This is a genomic window from Aggregatibacter sp. 2125159857 (genome assembly GCF_017798005.1).
Lineage (GTDB): Bacteria > Pseudomonadota > Gammaproteobacteria > Enterobacterales > Pasteurellaceae > Aggregatibacter.
Genome location: NZ_CP072548.1, coordinates 918,596 through 940,321 on the forward strand (window position 1 = coordinate 918,596; position 21,726 = coordinate 940,321).

General features: G+C 43.8%; 14 protein-coding genes, 1 tRNA gene and 1 pseudogene. 7 read left to right on the forward strand and 9 right to left on the reverse strand.

Going from position 1 to position 21,726, the window contains the following annotated elements; genetic code table 11:
- Positions 1–2: 2 nt before the first annotated feature.
- The 7 genes from J5X96_RS04655 to J5X96_RS04685 all read right to left on the reverse strand — a co-directional run bounded on the left by J5X96_RS04655 (position 3) and on the right by J5X96_RS04685 (position 8,837).
- The gene (locus J5X96_RS04655; protein WP_209364583.1) at positions 3–1,421 is read right to left on the reverse strand and encodes a Fe-S-containing protein; all 1,419 of its coding nucleotides are present in this window, start codon (positions 1,419–1,421) and stop codon (positions 3–5) included.
- Positions 1,422–1,597: 176 nt separating this feature from the next.
- Positions 1,598–2,119: an iron transporter gene (locus tag J5X96_RS04660; protein WP_006718557.1), complete on the reverse strand. Its 522-nt coding sequence runs from the start codon at positions 2,117–2,119 to the stop codon at positions 1,598–1,600.
- A 42-nt stretch (positions 2,120–2,161) separates the two neighbouring features.
- On the reverse strand, positions 2,162–4,066 hold the full coding sequence (locus tag J5X96_RS04665; RefSeq protein ID WP_209364585.1) for an FTR1 family protein: 1,905 nt from the start codon (positions 4,064–4,066) through the stop codon (positions 2,162–2,164).
- 199 nt (positions 4,067–4,265) lie between these two features.
- A complete protein-coding gene (locus J5X96_RS04670; protein ID WP_209364587.1) occupies positions 4,266–4,973 on the reverse strand; it encodes a lactate utilization protein C in 708 nt (235 codons plus the stop codon).
- Complete coding sequence (locus J5X96_RS04675; RefSeq protein WP_209364588.1) at positions 4,973–6,385, reverse strand: LutB/LldF family L-lactate oxidation iron-sulfur protein; 1,413 nt, start codon at positions 6,383–6,385, stop codon at positions 4,973–4,975. Before J5X96_RS04675 ends, J5X96_RS04670 begins: the two co-directional genes overlap by 1 nt.
- A 6-nt stretch (positions 6,386–6,391) precedes the next feature.
- Complete coding sequence (locus J5X96_RS04680; RefSeq protein WP_209364590.1) at positions 6,392–7,117, reverse strand: (Fe-S)-binding protein; 726 nt, start codon at positions 7,115–7,117, stop codon at positions 6,392–6,394.
- A gap of 97 nt (positions 7,118–7,214) precedes the next feature.
- Positions 7,215–8,837 (reverse strand): lactate permease LctP family transporter, encoded by a 1,623-nt coding sequence (locus J5X96_RS04685; RefSeq protein ID WP_209364592.1) that lies wholly within the window; start codon positions 8,835–8,837, stop codon positions 7,215–7,217.
- A gap of 265 nt (positions 8,838–9,102) precedes the next feature.
- Here J5X96_RS04685 and dld point away from each other — a divergent pair, with 265 nt between their 5' ends.
- Positions 9,103–10,794 carry a D-lactate dehydrogenase gene (gene dld / locus J5X96_RS04690; RefSeq protein WP_209364594.1) on the forward strand — a complete coding sequence of 564 codons (1,692 nt, stop codon included), beginning with the start codon at positions 9,103–9,105 and terminating at the stop codon, positions 10,792–10,794.
- 121 nt (positions 10,795–10,915) lie between these two features.
- Positions 10,916–11,920 carry a zinc transporter permease subunit ZevB gene (zevB, locus tag J5X96_RS04695; protein WP_209364596.1) on the forward strand — a complete coding sequence of 335 codons (1,005 nt, stop codon included), beginning with the start codon at positions 10,916–10,918 and terminating at the stop codon, positions 11,918–11,920.
- 129 nt (positions 11,921–12,049) lie between these two features.
- On the opposite strand, the gene J5X96_RS04700 is transcribed toward zevB, so the two are convergent.
- A tRNA-Asn gene (locus J5X96_RS04700) sits at positions 12,050–12,125 on the reverse strand.
- A 410-nt stretch (positions 12,126–12,535) separates the two neighbouring features.
- Here J5X96_RS04700 and uvrB point away from each other — a divergent pair.
- The 5 genes and pseudogenes from uvrB to J5X96_RS09735 form a co-directional block, all read left to right on the forward strand.
- On the forward strand, positions 12,536–14,578 hold the full coding sequence (gene uvrB, locus J5X96_RS04705; RefSeq protein ID WP_209364598.1) for an excinuclease ABC subunit UvrB: 2,043 nt from the start codon (positions 12,536–12,538) through the stop codon (positions 14,576–14,578).
- Between the two features lie 116 nt (positions 14,579–14,694).
- On the forward strand, positions 14,695–15,522 hold the full coding sequence (gene folP / locus J5X96_RS04710) for a dihydropteroate synthase (RefSeq protein ID WP_209364600.1): 828 nt from the start codon (positions 14,695–14,697) through the stop codon (positions 15,520–15,522).
- An 86-nt stretch (positions 15,523–15,608) separates the two neighbouring features.
- Positions 15,609–16,943, forward strand: a complete 1,335-nt coding sequence (glmM, locus tag J5X96_RS04715) for a phosphoglucosamine mutase (protein ID WP_209364602.1) — start codon at positions 15,609–15,611, stop codon at positions 16,941–16,943.
- Positions 16,944–16,961: 18 nt separating this feature from the next.
- Positions 16,962–17,432, forward strand: a complete 471-nt coding sequence (gene sixA, locus J5X96_RS04720; RefSeq protein ID WP_209364604.1) for a phosphohistidine phosphatase SixA — start codon at positions 16,962–16,964, stop codon at positions 17,430–17,432.
- Between the two features lie 109 nt (positions 17,433–17,541).
- A pseudogene (locus J5X96_RS09735) lies at positions 17,542–18,222 on the forward strand (hypothetical protein); the annotation flags it as partial.
- Between the two features lie 318 nt (positions 18,223–18,540).
- On the opposite strand, the gene J5X96_RS04730 reads toward J5X96_RS09735, so the two are convergent.
- Positions 18,541–21,591, reverse strand: coding sequence for a glycoside hydrolase family 2 TIM barrel-domain containing protein (locus J5X96_RS04730; RefSeq protein ID WP_209364606.1), 3,051 nt, complete (start codon positions 21,589–21,591; stop codon positions 18,541–18,543).
- Positions 21,592–21,726: the final 135 nt, after the last annotated feature.

Sequence of the window (21,726 nt, forward strand, 5' to 3'; positions counted from 1 at the left end):
GATTATTTTTCCTCCTTGGCGGTTGAGGCTTCATCGGCTTTATTTAAATAGGCTTCCGGATTATCGCGGAACAGATTTAAATTCTTTTCATCCGTGAAGAAATAGGTTCTGCCTTCATGGTTGTATTTGTATTCTGTTTTGGTGTTGGTCAATTTCTTACCATTGACGGGATCCACCACTTCAATTTCAATGATGGTCGTAAAGTAATTCAAGCCATCTTCCAAGTTTTTCTTATTGATAATGACTTCCGTCTCTGTTTGTTTCCAATTATCAATCGGCACCGGATTGCAACCGCCCGGTTTGCCGATGGAAGGGGTAAACATACGTACGCCGCAACCCACGCATACCACTTGGTTGCCTTCCATGACATAACCTTGGTCGCCACATAAAATGCAGGCATCGAATACGGCAGCAAGACTGAGTTTGTCGGGCAGACGATTAATAATGAAGAAACGTACCGCTTTGCCATCGTCGGCAACCCAAAGAAAACGGTGTAATTTCCCGTCTTTTACTTGTTCGATTGGGATGTGTACGTTGTTTTCCGCATCTAAGGTGACTCTTTGCGCTTCCGAAAGTTGTGGCGGCTGGGACGCGATTTTGTCCCAATAAAGTTGCGTGGCGAGCATAATGAAAATTGCCGTTATACCATAGCCGATGATCTTGCCGGAAGTGCGTTTGGCGGCAAGGGCTTTGCGTTTTTCGATAGGTTGTTGTTCGTTATTGGCTGTGCGCACGCGTGGGCGATGAATATTTAACGCAAAAATAAGGACGATAATGGCAAGAATAGCCGCATTAATGTAGTTTAAATACGTGGTGATATTGCCGGATTTTGCCACAAAACTTAACCGCACTTTGGTCAGTTCGATGACTTGCAATTTCATCAAAATCAGTAATACATCGCCAAGGAGTGGCGTGACTAAAATGAGGGTGAGTACCGTGGTGAGCAGGAGACGAAGTGCGGTCGTTTTTTTCGATATTTTACTTTGCGCAAATAAAATCTCACACCAGCCGGCAACGACTAAACAGAAAATAAAACCGAGTGCAATGGCGCTGATGTGTAATAAGAAATCCGTGTTGATGACATCGGTGCCGGTGATCGCGGCGATGTTGGGATCTTTCGCCCAAAAACTGCCGGCTAATACGGCGAGCATAACATGCCAAAGCGTGGTTAAACGTTGCCAATGAATAAATTGAAAAACGTAAGCAAAGAGGAAGATACCGAGGCTAAAAATGGCGAGGGTGAGTTTAACACTTTGCGTATTGGGCAAACTTAATGTGATGACACTGCCGATGATAAACCCGAAGATGGCAAGCCATACTAATTTTTTGCGATTAGCGTGAGGATACGGCACCCAGCTGCACGCCAGTAGTAAAGAAAACGGGAGCAGGGTTTGAATAAGAAAAACAAAGAAATAGTTCATAGCTTACTCTGAAAATTGAAAGAGAGGATGTCACCTATTTTTAGTCTTTGGCTTCCTCGGTATTTTGGAGGAAGACACGTTTTAAAAAGCCCTTTCATTATGCGTCAACATAAACAAAAACACCTTGATATGCCTCAAGGTGTTTTATTTTTTGTTTTTGTTAACACCTGAAAGGCTTATTTCAAACCGGTGAATTTGAATTCATAGTTAACATCAAACGGTTTCCACCAGCGACCAACACCAGTTTCTTCATCGGTGTGACGGTGCATACCCGCTTTTGGTGGTGGGTCAATGTGATAGGTTAATTTATAGTTACCCACGCCCATCATTTTGATGTTTGCACCATAGTGAGGACCGTCGCTTGCCACCATTGGCATGAAGGTGCCTTCTTGTTTTTCACCGGTATCGGAGTTTACCAACGTGTATTGGATGGTGAGATAAGGCATCCATTCGCCTTCACCGAAACCATTTTTGTTGCCTTTGGTGGCATGAATATCCGCTTCTAAGTGAATATCGGATTTCGCTGCCGGCAAGCCCATACCACGTGGTTCCATGTCAACCGGTTGTAAATACACGGCGGCAATTTCCATTTCGTTCATGGTGACCGGTTCACCCACAGGGAACTCTTTAAAGCCTAAGGCTGCCGGTGCGGTGATCATGCCGGCTAAAAGTGCGGTGGCGATTAATGTTTTTTTCATACTTAGTTTCTCCTTAACTGAATAAGTATAACTTGTGCGACATTAAGCAGATTTTCTGCTTTCGTACTTCATATAAATGAATGCAAAAACAGCAGCCACCAACAAGACAGCCTGCGGAACCAATGTTTCTACATAAGGATAGATCCCCAACCATGAAATTTCCGGTACACCGGAGATTAAGGTTGGTTCAAAGAGTTTGCCTTCAATCAGCTCAAGTACACTCTTACCGGCAAACACGAATGCCATTAAATACATGAACGAACCGGTGAACATAAAGAACGGTTTAAGCGGCAATTTCACCACGGTGTAGCGCATAATAAAATAGCAAATGGCCAAAATCACAACACCTACGGCAAAGCCGGCAAAAAGATAAGCGTAACTGACCGCACTTTTGGCATCGCCAACGAGCGCGTAATAAAACAACACGGTTTCTGCGCCTTCACGATATACTGCTAAGAAACTGGTGAGCCATAAGCCAATAAGCGAGCCGGCGGTTAATGCGGTGGAGAGTTTGCCTTCCAAATAACGTTTCCAGTTCTGTGCTTCGACTTTTGAAAGCAACCAATAGCTCATCATGAACAACATTACCACCGCAATCATCATAGTGAAACCTTCCAATAATTCACGGCTGGCACCGGAATTTGAGAAAATGAGTTGGAAGATCACGGCAGTAATGACGCTACCAAGCAATGCCACATAGACGGATTGGCGAATAACCGGCAGTTTGTCTTGATGATTATTTTTCACTAAATACGCCACGATAGCCGCCACGATGAGTAGTGCTTCTAAGCCCTCACGCACGATGATTAATAAGCTGTAGAGGAACATACTCCAGTCGGTTTGTTCTCCACCTTGTAACATGGCGACAGCTTGGCTTAAACCTTGGCTTAATCCTTGTGCTTGTTCTTGTAACTTTTCTTTCTCCGCGCCGGCTTTCATTAAGCTCACTAAACGGGTGAAATAGCCTTCTAATTGGGTTTTGAAATTGCTGTCACGAGAACCGATTTTATTCTCCATGCCGGTGCTTTCAAAAATGTCAAAGTAAGTATCTTGCACCGTTACCATGGCTTTTGTGGTATCACCTTGTTCATATAAACGGATGGCTTGTTGAATGCCGGCGTTCACTTGTGTGCTGATTTGTGCCCAATCTTTATCCGGCGTTGTGTCGGCAACCTTATCGGTTGTTTGTTCTATTTGGTTTTCTCGGGTCGTTGGTAAATTAGGAAGCTGTTCTTCAATATCTTGTAACAGCGTTGTGATTTGATAACCAAAGTCGCTGATTTGATCCGGTTGTTCGCTAAGCTTGATCAAATCATAAAATTGTTGATTAAGATTGCCGGAAATGGCAGCGGAACGATTTTGACGAATGGACATTTCCATTTCGGAGTTTTTATAGCCATCGTATTGCGCTTGTTGCACCAGTTTTTTGGCGGTGGCGTAATCTTTCGCTTCATACGCTGTCATGGCTTGGGCTAACAAATCGTCAATGGTTTTAAAGCTTTTTTGCCAGTGTGCAACAATCGTTGCGTTTTCATATACGCCGTGCTGACCGGAGGCATTAAGTTGGTGTCCTGCGGTTAGGGAAGGAAGCACTTCTTGTAACGCCGCTTTAAGACCATCGATTTTCGCTTTGACTTGTTCTTGCGACTGATTTTCACCAATCATTTTACGAATTTCACCAAAGGTGGCTTCCATTTGATAGCTTTTTTGGGCAGAAAAGTTAATGCGAATCGGCCCTTCAAGATTTTCAAACACTTCAAAATAAGCCATTTGGACTTGGGTACGGGCATCATCGACTTTATTTTCAGCATAAAGTGCGGCGGTTTTATCCAACCGATTTTCAATATCCTGTACCCATTGTTGATAGTTATCTTCGGCGTGCGTTAAGGTGGAAAATAACAAAAAGATGCTAAAAATAGCGTAGTGATACCAACGAGAAATGCGCATAATCCCTCTTTTTACGTCTATCCATTTTAGGTTTGCAATTGAGAATAATTATCCTCTAATGGATTTTTAATGCAAGGGAAATTCGTGTAAAAAAATAGAGCTAGATCATAAAGTCATTGAATTTTGTGTCTTGATGGTGAAAAAAATAGGAAAAGTGCGGTGACTTTTCCTATTGTTTTAGCGTGAGGAGAAAGAATGATTAATTCGTTGGCAAGTCATCAATGACAAGATAGATTTTCGCCACCGGGCCATGTACCCCAACCACTTTGATTAATTCAATATCTGCCGTGGAACTTGGACCGGAAATGATATTAATACAAGAAGGCATACGTTCGCCTTGTTGGGCTTTTTCATGTAGGATTTTTGCCAGTTGTGCCACACGAGGGAGTATCTTGCTTTTGCGCACGACAACAATGGATTTTTCCGGCAGTAAGCTCACAGAACGACCGCGTTCAGCTTGGGAAAATAGCACGATACCGCCAGATTCGGTTAAACCATATTCGGCGTAAACGATCCCAATATTGGCTTGTTCTGATTTGGTAATGTTCGCTTCTGCGTGTTCCGGCGACCAAATATGACAAGTGTATTTTTCTTGAACCGCTTCGGTGATGCCCAGTTCTTCTAAACGCGGGTCATCGTTTAACACGATATCGCCGCCACCATATTTTTCGCAAAGCTCAAGTACGGTCTGTTTTGCTAGCGTTTCTGACGTCACAACCACATCCACCATCATCACTTTGGCGAAGTTTACGAATTCTTCGCAAAGTTCTGCTTGGGTGAGATGGGTCAGGCGTTCTGTTGGGTAAGTATTCACCGGTGTCGCCATCGTTTCCGGCACATTGGCGCGTGGTTTGCCCATTTTTGCCGCCAGTTTATTGAGGAAGTTTTCTCTATTTTGTAAATCCATTAGTTTGATCCTCTGTTGTTGAACCATTGACGGAAGCTTTCGCCTTCAGCTTTTGGTAAATCACGGGCTTTTGTCCATTCTGCCAAGGCCCCCATTTTAATTGGTGCTTTGCCGTTCTTAATGAGTTTACCCGCTAATTTAGCGCCGGTGTTTACACCGATTTTCCATAGGGTTGGATGGGCGTTGGCAAAGCCAAAACCGAAAATGGATAAGCGTTCCAATGCCGGCGTTTTACCTTGTTCCACCATTTTTTCACGGTGTTTTAAAATCAGTTGGGCTAACGGAATGCGTACCGGACAAACTGAGTTACAGGCATTACATAAGGAACAGGCATACGGCAATTCTTTGAATTCGTCATAGCCGCCAAGTAACGGAGAAATCACCGCGCCAATTGGGCCCGGATAAATAGAACCATAACCATGGCCACCGATTTGACGGTACGCCGGGCAAGTATTTAAGCAGGCACCACAACGGATACAACGTAAAACTTCTTGGAATTCGGAGGCCAAAATATCGGAACGACCGTTATCGACAATGACTAAATGGAATTCTTCCGGACCATCGGTTTCGCCGGCAAGGCGAGGGCCGGTAAGCCATGTGTTGTAACCGGTTAATCTGGCACCCACTGCACTACGTGCCAGCATGGTAATTAACACGTCCACTTCTTGGAACGTTGGCGCTAGGCGTTCCATCCCCATCACGGCAACGTGGGTTTTCGGGAGGGTGGTGGCTAAACGCAAGTTACCTTCGTTAGTCACCAAACAAACAGAGCCGGTTTCTGCTACGGCAAAGTTACAGCCGCTGATGCCGATGTCTGCTTCTAAGAAATCCTGACGAATTTTTTCACGCACGAAACGGGTCATGTCTTCCGGGGTTTCAGCACCTTCATAGCCCAGTTTTTCATGTAAATCTTTACGAATTTGGTGACGATCTTTATGGATCGCCGGTACCACAATATGCGATGGTTTGTCGCCGGAAATTTGCAGTAAATATTCCCCTAAATCCGTTTCAATGACTTGCATGCCTTCTTTTTCCAAAACATCATTTAACCCGATTTCTTCGGTTACCATGGATTTGGATTTCACGATTTTCTTGGCATTTTTTTTCAGAGCGACTTGACGAATGTATTCGGTGGCTTCTTCGGCGGTTTCGGCAAAATAAACTTTGCCGCCGTTTTCCATGACTTTTTCGCTAAGTTGGTATAAATAGGCATCAAGGTTTGCTAAAACGTGGTTACGGATTTGTTTCGACAAATCACGCCATTCTTCCCAGTGGCCTAACTCATCCACCATTTTTTGACGGTTTGTGCCGATAGTTTCTTGAGCTTTTACCACCGCTTTGCGCATGATTTCATTATGGACTTCGCGATCAACGCGTGCTTTAAATGCAAGATTACTGGTTTTTAATGACATAGTTTATTACTCCTGCATTAACACTTCTGCGATGTGCATCACTTTGATTTTGCTGCCTTCACGTTGTAGGCGACCACCAATATTGAGTAAGCAGCTCACGTCCGCCCCAATTAAATATTCCGGTTCGACTTCCTCAACGTGTTCCACTTTTTCTTTGACCATTTCACCGGAAATTTCTGCCATTTTGACCGAGAACGTGCCACCAAATCCGCAACAGGTTTGTTGATTATGAATAGGCAACAGTTCTAAGCCTTTAACATGTTTGAGCAACTCAATCGGCTCGTTCACAATACCGAGTTTACGGAAAAGACTGCAGGAGGGGTGATAAACGGCGCGGCCGGGCAGGTGTGCACCGATGTCGGTCACGCCGAGTTTATTGACGATAAAATCCGTTAAGTCATAGAAACGAGCGGCGACTTTTTTGGCACGTTCCGCCCATTCCGGCTCATTGGCGCGAGTGAAGTAATCCGGGTAATTTTTAACGGCATAAACGCAAGATCCGGCAGGGGCTACGATTGGGTAATCATTAGCTTCAAAGGTTTCGACCAAGTTTTTCATGCCGGGAAGGGCTTGTTTGGTATAACCGCTATTTAATGCCGGTTGCCCACAACAACCTTGTTTTTCTAAAAAGGTCACCTGACAGCCCAACTTTTCCAGTAGCAGAACGGTGTTTTTTGCCACACCGCTTTTGACTACATCGGCAATACAGGTCACGTAGAAATTCACATTCATCGTAATACTCCAATATTAAAAAAGAAAAATCAGTTAAAAAATTAAATGACGACCGCAAAAGTGCGGTCGTTTTTTGAGTTAATTTTATATGTTGCCGCTACAACGTGTATAACAACGGAATTAACAGGGTGGCACAAAGCGCAGCAATAATACCGTAAATCACCATTGGAATGATCGTGGTTTTGATAATGGTGCCTTCTTGATTTTGAATGTTTAATACAGAGGACACGGCAACGATATTATTAATACATACCATGTTACCCATCGCACCGCCGACTGATTGTAGTGCCAAAATTAATGCCACGGATAAACCGGTCGTTTCTGCAGTGGATAATTGTACGCTACCGAAGGTTAAGTTGGATACGGTGTTAGAACCGGAGAAGAACGCACCAACTGCACCAAGGTAAGAGGAGAAAATCGTCCAGTCATCACCGGTGACTTCTGCAAAGGTGCGGCCAATGATTTTCACCATAGAATGTTCGCCACCCACTAACATTAAGTTCACCATCACTAAGGCACCCATTAAGGCGATGAATGGATTTTTGGATTGTTTCAAGCTGGTGGCAAAAATATCTTTGACTTTTGCACCGGAAACGCCGAATACCGGAATGGCAATTAATACCGTAATAACAAATGGAATTAATGCCGGCACATAAAGTAATTTATAGCTTGAGGAAACATCTGAACCGAAGATATTTTTTAGGCTGAAGATAAGGCCTTTACTGATTTCGAATGTCCCTAATGAACCTAGCGCGGTAGTAAACCAAACGGTGGTGTCGTTCATCATCGCTTTAAACGGCAGTTGGTGAATACGTGTTACGACTAAAAACGCAATTAACAAACCGGTCGGGAAGAGGGCTTTAACCACTTGACCGGTGGTTACCGCATTGCTATCTAATGTGTTTTCGACTTTTGCTAACCCGATATTGCGATTTGCCGCCCAGACGGAAACAAACAACCCGATTGCGCCGCCAACTAAAGACGGGAATTCATAGTTAAATTGTGCAATCAGTAAATAAGGCACGACGCAAGCAAAGACACTGATATAAATAAAGACCAAGTTTTGGCGAATATCTTTCCAGCTGACGAGTACACGCAATGCCAACAATGGGATAAGCAGGGCTGCCACAGAGTGAATCAGTGCTGTGATGGAGCCGACTTCTAGTACCATGTCTTCAGATAATTTAAGTGGACCGAAACCGAACCATGTTGGTGTACCGACCGCGCCGAAAGACACCGGAACGGAGTTCATAATTAAGGCAAGCATCGCGACTTTTAACGGATTAAAACCTAAGCCCATCAGAATTGGCGCGGCAATGGCGGCTGGCGTACCGAAACCACTGGCGCCTTCAATCATAAAGGCAAACGCCCAACCGATAATCATCAGTTGCGCCACCGGATTTGGGTTAATGTTACCCAACCATTTACGCATGATGTCGGTTGCACCGGAGACTTCACTGAAACGGTTAAATAAAATCGCACCGAAAATAACGGTGATCGGGGTTTGTACGGCAACGATCGCAGAAGCGATGTTTGCACTGATCGTGACAATATCCGTATGGAAGTGCAATAAATGCACGACCATCACCAGCACTGCCACCCAAGGTAAAGCAACATAAGACGGTAAAGCATTACGCTTAACCATGAGATAAATGAGTAAAACAATGGGGAATACGCTTAGGAAAAAAGACATATTGGCTCCTATATCATAATGGGACATTAAAACATTTGTCGCATTTTATGGAGTAGTCCTAAAAAAAATATACCTATTTTGGGAAAATGTGATCTAGTTATCAAAAAAAAGTTAACATTTTTTTAAAATTTGTGATCTCGTTAACTTAATTGTTTCAGCCATGCTTAAAATCTTGCTTTCTCGGCTCAAGTGCGGTCAAAAAAAGCGTGTTTTTCACTGTCTTGTGGCGTATATTCTGTTATGCTTTTTGCGTTTCTTGGCAACATAGTTTTTAACATAGGAGTAACAATCGATGACCAGTGCTGCATTAATTAGCCAACTTCGTCAAATTGTCGGCGACAAATATTTGATTACCGACCCAAGCCAATCGGAAGCCTATCGTAGCGGTTATCGTTTTGGGAATGGAAACGCGTTGGCGGTGGTTCGACCGGGAAATTTAACGGAATTTTGGGCGATTCTTAAAGCGTGTGTGGCAGCCGATGTCATTGTTATCGCCCAAGCCGCCAATACCGGTTTGACCGGTGGTTCTACGCCTGATGGCAATGACTATGATCGCGACATTGTGATTGTCAACGCCATGCGCATTTCAGGTATTCAATTAATTAATGATGCACAACAAGTAGTTTGTTTGCCGGGTTCGACCTTAAATGAGCTGGAAATCGCGTTAAAGCCGCACGGACGTGAACCGCACTCTGTCATCGGTTCTTCCTGTATTGGTGCATCGGTGATTGGCGGTATTTGTAATAACTCCGGTGGAGCATTGGTGCAACGTGGTCCGGCTTACACAGAAATGGCGCTTTATGCGCAATTAACAGAGCAGGGCGAATTACAACTGGTGAATCACTTAGGTATTGATTTAGGTGAAACGCCAGAGGAAATATTAGCGAATTTAGAGAATCAACGTTATCAACGCAAAGACATCCAATTAGATTGTGGCAAAGGTCACGACCATGCTTACTGCAACCATGTGCGTCAAGTGGATGAAGACAGCCCGGCACGTTTTAATGCGGATCCGGCGCGTCATTATGAGGCGTCCGGTTGTGCAGGGAAATTAGTGATTTTTGCGGTGCGGCTAGATACCTTTGTTGCAGAGAACAAGACCGCAGTATTTTATATTGGCACCAATCAAACTGAGGCATTAAATGATCTTCGTCGTCATATGTTGGCGAATTTTAAACAGCTACCGATTTCCGGCGAATATATTCACCGCGATGCGTTTGATGTGGCGGCTAAGTACGGCAAAGATACGTTTTGGGTGATTAAAAAATTTGGTACGCATTGGTTACCGAAATTGTTTGCTTTGAAAGCTAAAGTCGATCGATGGGCGAAAAAAATAGATTTCTTGCCAAACCATCTCAGTGATAAGATGATGCAAGCCATTTCAACGGTCTTGCCGGAACATTTGCCGAAAAAATTGTGGCAATATCGTGATCAATACGAACATCACTTGATTGTTAAAATGGGCGGTGATGGCGTGCAAGAAGCACGAGATTATTTAACCTCTTACTTTAAAGAGGGCAGCAAAGGCGCTTTCTTTGAATGTGATGCCGTAGAAACGCAAGCGGCAATGTTACACCGCTTTGCTGTGGCTTCAGCTGCGATTCGTTATCGTGCGATTCATGAAAAAGAAGTGGAAGACATTGTGGCGCTGGATATTGCATTACGTCGCAATGATCGTGACTGGTTTGAAACCCTGCCGCTGGAGATCGACCAAAAAATCAGCCATAAATTGTATTACGGGCATTTTATGTGTCATGTTTTCCATCAGGACTACATTGTCAAAAAAGGCTATGATTGTATGGAATTAGAGCATCAAATGCTAGAATTGCTTGATAAACGCGGCGCACAATACCCGGCAGAACACAACGTGGGGCATTTGTATGAAGCCAAGCCGGAGTTGCGTAAATTCTATAAATCTCTTGATCCGACAAATAGTTTCAATCCGGGGCTGGGGCATACCTCGAAGAAAAAATACTGGGAATAACCCATTGACTAATAAGGGAAAGGCGTATGGTCATTGCCATGCGCCTTTTGAATGTAATATTGCTTGACGGAATTTCCGTCACATAAGGAGAACGAAGTCCTTTTGTTCATCAACCATGTCTATGAAATTACGGCTAGTTTATTTTACTTTTCTTCTTTTTTTAATTTTCTTTCTTGCTTACGCCTTTCCTTGGTTGTTTACTCAGATAGCCGATTGGCAGCGACTGTTCAATCAGTTGATCAGCGATAATTTACACCACATTCAACAACATTCAGCGGCGGCCGGCGTAACGCTCATTACAGCGAGTTTTTTATACGGTGTTATCCATGCGTTGGGACCGGGGCACGGCAAATTCATCATCGCAAGTTATTTATCGACACATGAGAGTCGGTTAAAGCAAAGCATTAAACTGAGTGTCTTTTCCTCCCTTACACAGGGCATTGTGGCGGTGGTGGCGACCTCTGTCGTATTGATCGTGTTGAATCTCTCCTCCCGTTATTTTAAATTAAGCCAGTTGTGGCTGGAGCGAGGCGCATTTTTATTGCTTGCCGGGTTAGGGCTCTATTGGATCTATCAAGGTAGCCGCTTGCGGAAAAAACCATCGACAACCCTTTTTCAAATTAACAAACTTACGCCACTTTCTTCTTCGCAAACTTCTTCGCAAAGTGCGGTCAAAAATCACCGCACTTTTTCCACGGAACACGCCCACGCTCATGTCTGCGCCTGTGGTCATCAGCATTTACCCAATGCCCAACAATTAAAAAAAGCCGAAGATTGGAAATCGCAGTTACTGGTGATTTTAAGCATTGGTATGCGCCCTTGTAGCGGGGCTATCTTTGTGCTCTTTTTATCTTATATGCTGGATATTTACTTATGGGGTGTGGTGGCGACTTTGGCAATGTCATTAGGAACAGGGTTGATGTTGGCGCTTTTTGCGGCGCTTGTAAAATACACGAGACATCTAGCGATCACGCTTGGGAATTGGTACGGCAAAGGTTTTACACGTTATCACAGTGAGGCTCTGATGAAACTGGTAGCAGGTGGCATTATGCTGTTCTTTGCGCTGGCTTTGCTTTATGGCACAACATTGCCGATGAGTGGAGGCGCGGTGTTATTTGCGAGATGATAGAAAAACAAAAAGGATTCAGCAGAAAAAAATAAGCCCATAAGGAGGCTATGGGCTCAAAATCTTTTGGAAATTACTGTTTTTATAAAAGGAGACAAATAAAAACGATTGAACCAAAAGACAAAAAATTGGCTCCTCCTGCTGGACTTGAACCAGCGACATATGGATTAACAGTCCACCGTTCTACCGACTGAACTAAGGAGGAATAATTCAGTATCATTTGGTATCAAAAGATAGGTGGCGTATGTTACTTATCCGAACATATCTTGTCAACACCCTAAAGAAAAATTTTTTACTTTTTCAGCGTCAATTTTCTATCCACAAAGTCTGTGGATAAGTTTGTGGGTTATTATTTTAAAAATCCTGCCATCCCCGATAAAATCAGGCTTTATTGAAATCCAAGATAAAATTGATTGTAAAATGACATTTTCTTATTTTTCAGATAGTTAACAAAAATCTAGAGAAATTTTTAAAAATTTTTTATAAATTTGTGATTTCGGCCACTTGACAAATATAACTCTGTGTAAAACTTCATTTTTTATCACTCAATTTGGAGTGAGAAATATGTTAAAATATGCGGCATTTAGAATATACCGTAAAAAATGACCGCACTTTATGTCAGAGAAAATTAACACCAAACCTTTCATTCTTCATTCCGATTTCAAACCTTCCGGCGATCAGCCACAGGCGATTGCCAAACTCGCCGAAAATTTAGAAGACGGGTTAGCGCACCAAACCTTACTGGGCGTTACCGGTTCCGGAAAAACCTTTACCATTGCCAATGTGATAGCAAAGTTAAACCGACCGGCTATGTTGCTTGCCCCAAACAAAACCCTCGCGGCGCAGCTTTATGCTGAAATGAAAGCCTTTTTTCCGGAAAATGCGGTGGAATATTTCGTTTCTTACTATGATTATTACCAGCCGGAAGCCTATGTGCCGAGCAGTGACACCTTCATTGAAAAAGATGCGTCCATTAACGATCAAATCGAGCAGATGCGTTTGTCTGCCACCAAATCTTTTTTAGAACGTCGGGATACCATTGTGGTTGCCTCGGTTTCCGCTATTTATGGTTTGGGCGATCCGGATTCTTATTTGCAAATGATGTTGCACTTGCAGCAAGGGGCAATAATCAATCAGCGTCAGATTTTGGCGAAGTTGGCAGAATTGCAATATACACGTAACGATCAGGCATTTCAGCGCGGTACATTTCGTGTGCGCGGGGAAATTATCGATATTTTCCCGGCAGAATCCGATGAGCGCGCCGTACGCATTGAATTATTTGATGATGAGATTGAGCATTTAAGCTTATTCGATCCGCTTACGGGCAGCAGCTTTGGTGCCGTGCCACGTTTCACCGTGTATCCGAAAACGCATTATGTGACGCCACGCGAGCGCATTTTAGATGCCATTGAAAAAATCAAAGTGGAACTGGCGCAACGACGGGAATATTTCATTAAAGAGAATAAATTGTTAGAAGAACAACGCATTAGCCAACGTACTCAATTTGATATTGAAATGATGAACGAATTGGGCTATTGCTCGGGGATTGAAAACTACTCGCGTTATTTGTCGGGCAGAAATGAAGGCGAACCGCCACCGACTTTGTTTGACTATATGCCGTCCGACGCCATTTTAATTATTGACGAATCCCACGTCACCGTGCCGCAGATTGGCGGGATGTATCGTGGCGACCGTTCCCGTAAAGAAACGTTGGTGGAATATGGCTTCCGTTTGCCTTCAGCGTTGGATAACCGCCCGTTGCGTTTTGAGGAATTTGAACGCTTGGCTCCGCAAACCATCTATGTTTCGGCTACCCCAGGGCCTTATGAATTGGAAAAATCCGGCGCTGAAATTATCGATCAGGTTGTGCGTCCAACGGGCTTACTGGATCCGCAAATTGAAATTCGCCCGGTGTCTATTCAAGTGGATGATTTGCTTTCTGAAGCGCGTCAAAGAGCGGATAAAAATGAGCGCGTTTTAGTGACGACGCTGACGAAAAAAATGGCGGAAGATTTAACGGATTATTTAGATGAACACGGGATTCGCGTGCGTTATTTGCACTCCGATATCGATACGGTGGAGCGTGTAGAAATTATCCGTGATTTGCGCCTAGGTGAATTTGATGTGTTGGTCGGGATTAACTTATTACGGGAAGGCTTGGATATTCCCGAAGTGTCCCTCGTGGCGATTTTAGATGCAGATAAAGAGGGCTTTTTACGCTCTGAACGTTCTTTAATTCAAACCATCGGACGTGCCGCACGAAACTTGAATGGTAAAGCGATTTTGTATGCGGACAGCATCACCAAGTCTATGGAAAAAGCCATTACGGAAACCAATCGCCGCCGTGAAAAACAAACGAAATACAATGAAGATCACGGCATTGTGCCACAGGCGTTAAATAAAAAAGTGGGCGAATTGTTAGACATCGGTCAGGGCGCCAATCAAAAAGCGAAAGCCAATAAACAACGCGGAAAAATGGTGGCAGAACCGACCGCACTTTATGCGCTACCTACATCTCCGAAGGAATATCAACAACAAATTAAGAAATTGGAACAGCAAATGTATAAGTTTGCTCAAGATTTGGAATTTGAAAAAGCCGCTGCGGTGCGGGATCAATTACAGCAATTGCGGGAAAGTTTTATGTTATCTGGCGAGTAAAAGTGCGGTCGTTTTCAAGGGCGAATTTTTCTTGATAAGGCGGCGGATTTTTGCAGGCATCAAAAATTCGCTTATAATACACCGCACTTTTTACCTAAACGGTAAGCGAATAATCTATGAAATTAACAGCAAATAATAAAACACTCGATCTTTCTACCCCTAAAATTATGGGGATCCTCAATTTCACCCCGGATTCTTTTTCTGATAGCGGTAAATTTTTCCAATTAGACAAGGCGTTGTTCCAAGTAGAAGCGATGTTGAAGCAAGGCGCATCGATTATTGACATTGGGGGAGAGTCAACCCGTCCGATGGCAGAAGAGGTAACGTTAGAAGAGGAACTTGAGCGCGTTATTCCTTTAGTTGAGGCGGTGAGAAAACGGTTCGATTGCTGGATTTCGGTAGATAGTTCCAAAGCACAGGTGATGCAAGAGGCTGCTAAGGTGGGCATGGATTTGATTAATGATATTCGCGCTTTACAAGAACCTGATGCACTACAAACTGCCGTTCGTTTGGCATTGCCTGTGTGCATTATGCATATGCAAGGGCAGCCACGAACAATGCAGCTCAATCCGCATTACGATGATGTGGTGGCGGATGTTTTAAAATTTATGCAGCAGAGAACGGAACAATGTTTGGCTTCGGGAATCAAAAAAGAAAATCTGATCTGGGATCCCGGCTTTGGTTTTGGCAAAAGCGTGCAACATAATTATTGTTTATTACAACAATTTTCGGTTTTCTGTGAACAAGGGTATCCGGTGTTGGCAGGAATTTCCCGTAAATCCATGATTGGTACCGTGTTGGATAAGCCTGTCGAACAACGGACAGTGGGTAGTGTGGCTGCCGCATTAATTGCGGCGATGAAAGGCGCCAGCATTTTGCGTGTGCATGATGTTGGTGAAACGGCCGATGCCCTTAAAATTTGGCTGGCTACACAAAATGCTTAAATACGTAGTTGTGCTATCGGACGCTAGCTGTGTCATCGGAAGAACGATAGCATAAAATAATATTTTTATTGAGAAGGAATTGAAACATGGCTGAACGTAAATATTTTGGGACGGATGGTGTGCGTGGCAAAGTCGGTAGCCATCCGATTACGCCTGATTTTGTTTTAAAACTTGGTTGGGCAGCAGGTAAAGTGTTAGCGACACAAGGATCTCGCGTCGTGCTGATTGGTAAAGATACCCGAATTTCGGGCTATATGCTTGAGTCTGCCCTTGAAGCCGGTTTAGCGGCAGCCGGTTTATCTGCTGCATTCACCGGCCCAATGCCGACCCCGGCCATTGCTTATTTAACCCGCACTTTCCGCGCGGAAGCCGGTATCGTGATTTCAGCTTCCCATAATCCGTATTATGACAATGGGATTAAATTCTTTTCTACACAAGGGACGAAATTACCCGATGATGTGGAGGAAGCCATCGAAGCCATGTTGGAGCAACCGATGGACTGTGTTGAATCTGCCGAACTAGGTCGAGCCAGCCGAATTAAAGATGCTGCAGGCCGTTATATTGAATTCTGTAAAAGTACGTTTCCGGCTTACTTGAGTTTAGAGGGATATAAAATTGTAGTGGATTGTGCCAATGGCGCAACCTACCATATTGCGCCGAATGTTATGCGTGAATTAGGCGCGGAAGTCATTGAAATTGGCACCCATCCGAATGGCATGAATATTAATGAAAAATGCGGTGCAACGGATATCAAAGCCTTGCAACAAAAAGTGTTAGAAGTAAAAGCGGATGTTGGTTTGGCATACGATGGTGATGGCGACCGTTTAATTATGGTGGATCATCTCGGGAATAAAGTTGATGGTGACCAAATATTATTTATTATTGCGCGTGAAGCCTTGCGCGAAGGACGTTTGCAAGGCGGTGTCGTAGGGACCTTAATGAGCAATATGAGTCTTGAACTTGCCTTAAAACAATTAGCCATTCCGTTTGTGCGCGCCAATGTGGGCGACCGTTATGTGTTGGAACAAATGCAAGAACGCGGTTGGGGCTTAGGCGGTGAAAACTCGGGGCATATTATTATTGCTGATCGCAATACGACCGGCGATGGCATTATCGCTTCTTTAGCCGTGTTGACAGCAATGGTAAAACATCGTTTGTCGCTGAATGAACTTGCTGACGCAGTTAAATTATTCCCACAAGTGTTAATTAATGTGCGTTTTGCCGGGGGTAATAATCCATTAGAAAGCGATGCCGTGAAAGCGGTGACCGCAGAGGTTGAAAAACGCCTTGCCGGCAAAGGACGTATTTTACTGCGTAAATCAGGCACTGAGCCGCTAATTCGCGTGATGGTGGAATGTGAAGATGGCACATTGGCTCAGCAATGTGCAGAAGAAATCGCAGAAGCGGTGAAGGCCAATTAATCTTTAAGGTCGTTATCAATGCATTTATTTATTATGCGTCATGGCGAAGCGGAATTGATGGCGAACTCGGATAAAGCGCGTCATCTTAACGCTAACGGCAGAGAACAATCCCGATTTCAGGGAATGTGGCTAAAATCCACCGCACTTGAGTTTGATAAAGTCTTGGTGAGCCCTTATACCCGAGCTTTAGAAACCTTTGATGAAATTAATCAGGTTTTTGAGCAACAACTTTCCGATAAATTGGAAGTGTGGGAAGGTATTACGCCTTATGGTGATTCCGGCTTGGTCAGTTCTTATGTGGCTTTGTTGGAAAAAGAAGGACACCGCAACCTCCTGCTGATCTCTCATTTGCCTTTGGTGGGGGATATTGTGAAGGAATTGTGCGGTCGAAATCCGGCGAGTTTTTATCCGGGCGCCATTGTCGATATTTATTGGGGCAACGATCAGCCGAAGGTAAACGACATAAAATATGTGAGTAAAATTGCGTAAATTCGGTTTCTTTTTATGCTGTTTTACGACAGACTATGAAGGGCTTTACGGATTGATGCCGTAAAGCATTTCAATTTAATTTAATCATTCATATGCATTAGGAGCTATTATGAAAAAATCACTCTTAGCCATGTTAGTTTTAGGCGCAACATTCAGCATGACCGGTTGTGATGACAGCAAAACCTCACAGCACGTTGAACAGGCAAAAGCCAGTGTGTCTGAAGCGAAAGACGCGGTTGTGAATGCCGCAAAAGACATGAAAAACAGCACAACAGATGCTGTAAAAGACGCGCAAGCCGTTGCCACAGAAAAAATGGATGCCATGGCAACCAAAGCTGGCGAAATGAAAGATGCTGCAGCTGAAAAGATGTCCGCGGCTAAAGACGCGGCTGCAGAAAAAATAGATGCGATGGCAGCGAAAGCAGGCGAAATGAAAGAGGCTGCAGCTGAAAAGATATCCGCGGCTAAAGACGCGGCTGCAGAAAAAATGGATGCGATGGCAACCAAAGCGGGTGAAATGAAAGAGGCCGCCGCTGAAAAGATGTCCGCAGCCAAAGACGCCGTATCTGAAAAAATGGATGCGATGGCAACCAAAGCCGGCGAAATGAAAGAGGCCGCCGCTGAAAAGATGTCCGCAGCCAAAGACGCTGCGTCTGAAAAAATGGATGCGATGGCAACGAAAGCCGGCGAAATGAAAGATGCTGCAGCTGAAAAGATGTCCGCAGCCAAAGACGCTGCGTCTGAAAAAATGGATGCAATGAAAACCAAAGCGGGCGAAATGAAAGATGCTGCAGCTGAAAAGATGTCCGCGGCTAAAGACGCTGCTACAGAAAAAATGGATGCAATGAAAACCAAAGCTGGTGAAATGAAAGAATCTATGGCAACCAAAGCGGGCGAAATGAAAGAGGCCGCTGCAGCGAAAATGGATTCCATGGCAACCAAAGCAACAGAAATGAAAGACGTGGCTGCTGAAAAAGTGAATCAAGCAAAGGATGCCGTATCTGAAAAAGCAGCGGAAGTAAAAAATGCAGTGAAAAGCGAAATGGAAGGCAAGTAAAGCAGAAAATTATTTTGTAACAAGGGGGAGAAATCCCCCTTTTTTCTTGCTCTAAATTGAATGCGTCAAAAAATGGCATTTCACGTCAAAATCAAACAGTGTTTCATTTAAACGGTATGCCTGTTTTAATGCAGGTCCACAGGAATTTGACCCAATGCCACTCATTTTGTAATCAATACACAGCACAGTACTGTTGCTTTCGACAAGATCATCGTGATGCTTTTTCATTGCCAATTCTTCTTGGCGATAAGGCGAAAGATTGAAACTAAACGGTGTGGTTGCCGTGATAAAAATCTGCCGATTTTCTGACCACACTTTAACGTAAGAACAGCCATAATGGCTACCATTTTCCTGTGGCTTCAAATAAGGCACATGATTTTGCCGAACCGTGGTGTGATAATGACCTAACAGGGAAGACTGATGTTTATCAATATAGCTTTCTGTTGGGCCATAACCGAAATATTCAGCCTGTTGATAGGCGCGAGCTAAACAGAAACGTAAACCAAAACGCGGTAAGAAAGGCAAGTGCGGTGCTTTTTTCCCATGAATTTTGATGTGTAATGTGCCAGCTTCATCTAGGCGATAGATGACGTCTAAGGTTAAAATTCGGGCCTTGGATACCGCCACTAATGCTGATTTGACTTTAATTTCAACCGCACTTTCATATTGTGTCACATGGCATTCATAGGCGCGAGTGATTGTGCGATCGTATCCTGCCGCTTGCCAGTGCGCGTTGATTAAGCTATCGTTATCTAAAGGTGCGCGCCAAATATTGAAATCCAACGGCTGTTGCAACAAGGATTCGCCCTGATGGAAAACCTGCTGCAAAATGCCTTTTTGTTTATCAAATACATAACAATGATTTTGTTGTTGTACACGAATATGCTTGGCATCTTCCTGTACCGAAAACGTGGCTTTTGTTGGTGGCTCAACGCCCAATGGCGGCATGATTGGCAATCTTGGGCGATGAAAAAGATTGAGTTGATCGAAGCCTAAAATATATGTCGCCGGCACGAAATCGGTGGCTCGACATTGTTCGTAGAATAAGGTTAACAACCATAAATTGCCGTTATCCGCAGGCAGTTCCAGTGGCAAAAGTGCGGTGTATTTTGGCGCAATTTGGATCCCATTTATTTTTCCTTCTTGCATGACAATGCCATTTTCTAAAAGTTGATAGCAAATGCTTAAGCACTCGGCGGTATTCGTGAAATCCCAATAATTGGTAAGCCACACCTTGCCGTCTTTTAACTGCGCGCGAATGGGACGTTGTACATTTTTTAGCTCTAATAAGTTACTTTGAATTTGACGATCTGCCGTCACCAAACCATCAGCGCAGAAATTTCCATCATTGGGAACATCGCCAAAATCGCCACCGTAGCCCATGCGGTCGGTTCCTGCCAAATAGGGCGAATGGTTGCACCATTCCCATACAAAACCACCACAGGCACCGGGATATTTTTGCATCGCAAGAAAATAATCTTCCGCATCGCCACAAGAATTGCCCATCGCGTGCAAATATTCGCAAAAGATATAAGGTTTACGATTTTGTGGATGGGCAAAATAGGCGTCCATGTCTTCGGGGGCCGTATACATTTCACTGTGCAAGTCTAAATTTGAGGTGTCATTTTGATGAGCGGAATGCTGGAAAATCGCATTTTCATAATGGACTAAACGGCTGGGATCACGCGCTTTCACCCAGGCGGCCGCTTCAAAATTTTCACCGTAGCCGCTTTCATTGCCGAGCGACCAAATCACCACCGAAGTGCGGTTTTTATCCCGCTCCACGTTGGCATAGGTACGGTCTAAAATCGCGTTTTTAAATTCAGGCGCGCGAGCCGTGTAACAATAATTGTCAATCGTTTGTTGTCGAATGGCATCCTGATCGATATCTGTTTTCACGCCAAGTAAAATGCTGCTTTCCGGTATCGGCACATACACGGCATTGGTGCCATGAGATTCAATATCGCTTTCGGCAATGACATAAAAACCGTATTGGTCGCAGAGTTCGGTAAACCAAGGCGCATTGGGATAATGTGCTGTACGGATGGCGTTAAAATTATGCTGTTTCATCAGGCGTAAATCCTGCAATGCCTGCTCACAATGAATTACATAACCGGTGCGTGGATCGCTGTCATGTCGATTGACCCCTTTAAATTTAATCGCTTGCCCATTGAACAATAACACGCCATTTTTTACCTCAATTTTACGCAAGCCGATACGCTGACAAATCACCTCTGAACCATAACGAAAAACTAGCGTGTAAAGATTTGGTTGTTCGGCATTCCATAAGATCGGCTGAGCAAGAAAACATTCGAAATCTTGACCGCACTTTTCCGCCACTAAATGCTGTTTGGGATCAAAGAGTTGCCAATGAATGTCTTGCCCATGATGATCAGAGAAAACACATTCCACCGTGATATTCGCTGCCGTGAAATTATCGTTTAATGCCGTTTTTATAAAGAAATCCTGTAAATAATGGACTTCCCGTTCCAACACATAAACATCACGGAAAATGCCCGACATTCGGAATTTATCTTGATCTTCCAAATAACTGCCATCACACCATTTCAGCACGATGACCGTGATGTTATTTTCACCAGATTGTAAATAATTCGTTACATCAAATTCTGAGGTGCAATGACTGATTTGGCTATAACCCACAAATTGTTCGTTGAGATATAAAAACAAGCAACTGTCCACGCCTTCAAAATTCAGCAAATAACGCTTATTGGCTTTGGGTGTCAAGTTCAATCGGCGTTGATACCAACCGCATGGGTTTTGTTGCGGAACATAAGGCGGATCAAAGGGAAAAGGATAATTGACATTGGTGTATTGATGTTGATCGTATCCGTGATTCTGCCAATTTGACGGCACGGGAAGCTGACTATTTGGAGTGAGTTGAAGGAAGTTTTCTGGCAGATCCCAATAGCTTGAAAAATACTGAAACTGCCAATTTCCGTTTAAAGGAATGAAATAATCTGAATATTCTCTGGGATTTTCTACTGCACTTTTATGTGTCGCATGAGGAATAAAATAGGCATGGTGCGGCGTGGTATTAATGTGGAGTATGGAAAGGTCTTGAAAATAGTGAGGCAATGACATAATGCACCTTAAAAACAACAAATTGTGAAACCAATATATGCAATTTCTCCGCTCAATTTTAGACAAAATGGTAATTTTGTGATTTAAATCACAATCTTTATTTTACACAGTGTAAAATTTACAATACAATCACTG

Bases quoted from the DNA above. Each gene is read 5' to 3' on its own strand.
- J5X96_RS04665 (WP_209364585.1), bottom strand. From the start codon at position 4,066: ATGCGCATTTCTCGTTGGTATCACTACGCTATTTTTAGCATCTTTTTG.
- glmM (WP_209364602.1), top strand. From the start codon at position 15,609: ATGGCTGAACGTAAATATTTTGGGACGGATGGTGTGCGTGGCAAAGTC.
- J5X96_RS04660 (WP_006718557.1), bottom strand. From the start codon at position 2,119: ATGAAAAAAACATTAATCGCCACCGCACTTTTAGCCGGCATGATCACC.
- J5X96_RS04655 (WP_209364583.1), bottom strand. From the start codon at position 1,421: ATGAACTATTTCTTTGTTTTTCTTATTCAAACCCTGCTCCCGTTTTCT.
- uvrB (WP_209364598.1), top strand. From the start codon at position 12,536: ATGTCAGAGAAAATTAACACCAAACCTTTCATTCTTCATTCCGATTTC.
- J5X96_RS04730 (WP_209364606.1), bottom strand. From the start codon at position 21,591: ATGTCATTGCCTCACTATTTTCAAGACCTTTCCATACTCCACATTAAT.
- folP (WP_209364600.1), top strand. From the start codon at position 14,695: ATGAAATTAACAGCAAATAATAAAACACTCGATCTTTCTACCCCTAAA.
- J5X96_RS04685 (WP_209364592.1), bottom strand. From the start codon at position 8,837: ATGTCCCATTATGATATAGGAGCCAATATGTCTTTTTTCCTAAGCGTA.
- zevB (WP_209364596.1), top strand. From the start codon at position 10,916: ATGAAATTACGGCTAGTTTATTTTACTTTTCTTCTTTTTTTAATTTTC.
- J5X96_RS04680 (WP_209364590.1), bottom strand. From the start codon at position 7,117: ATGAATGTGAATTTCTACGTGACCTGTATTGCCGATGTAGTCAAAAGC.
- J5X96_RS04675 (WP_209364588.1), bottom strand. From the start codon at position 6,385: ATGTCATTAAAAACCAGTAATCTTGCATTTAAAGCACGCGTTGATCGC.
- dld (WP_209364594.1), top strand. From the start codon at position 9,103: ATGACCAGTGCTGCATTAATTAGCCAACTTCGTCAAATTGTCGGCGAC.
- J5X96_RS04670 (WP_209364587.1), bottom strand. From the start codon at position 4,973: ATGGATTTACAAAATAGAGAAAACTTCCTCAATAAACTGGCGGCAAAA.
- sixA (WP_209364604.1), top strand. From the start codon at position 16,962: ATGCATTTATTTATTATGCGTCATGGCGAAGCGGAATTGATGGCGAAC.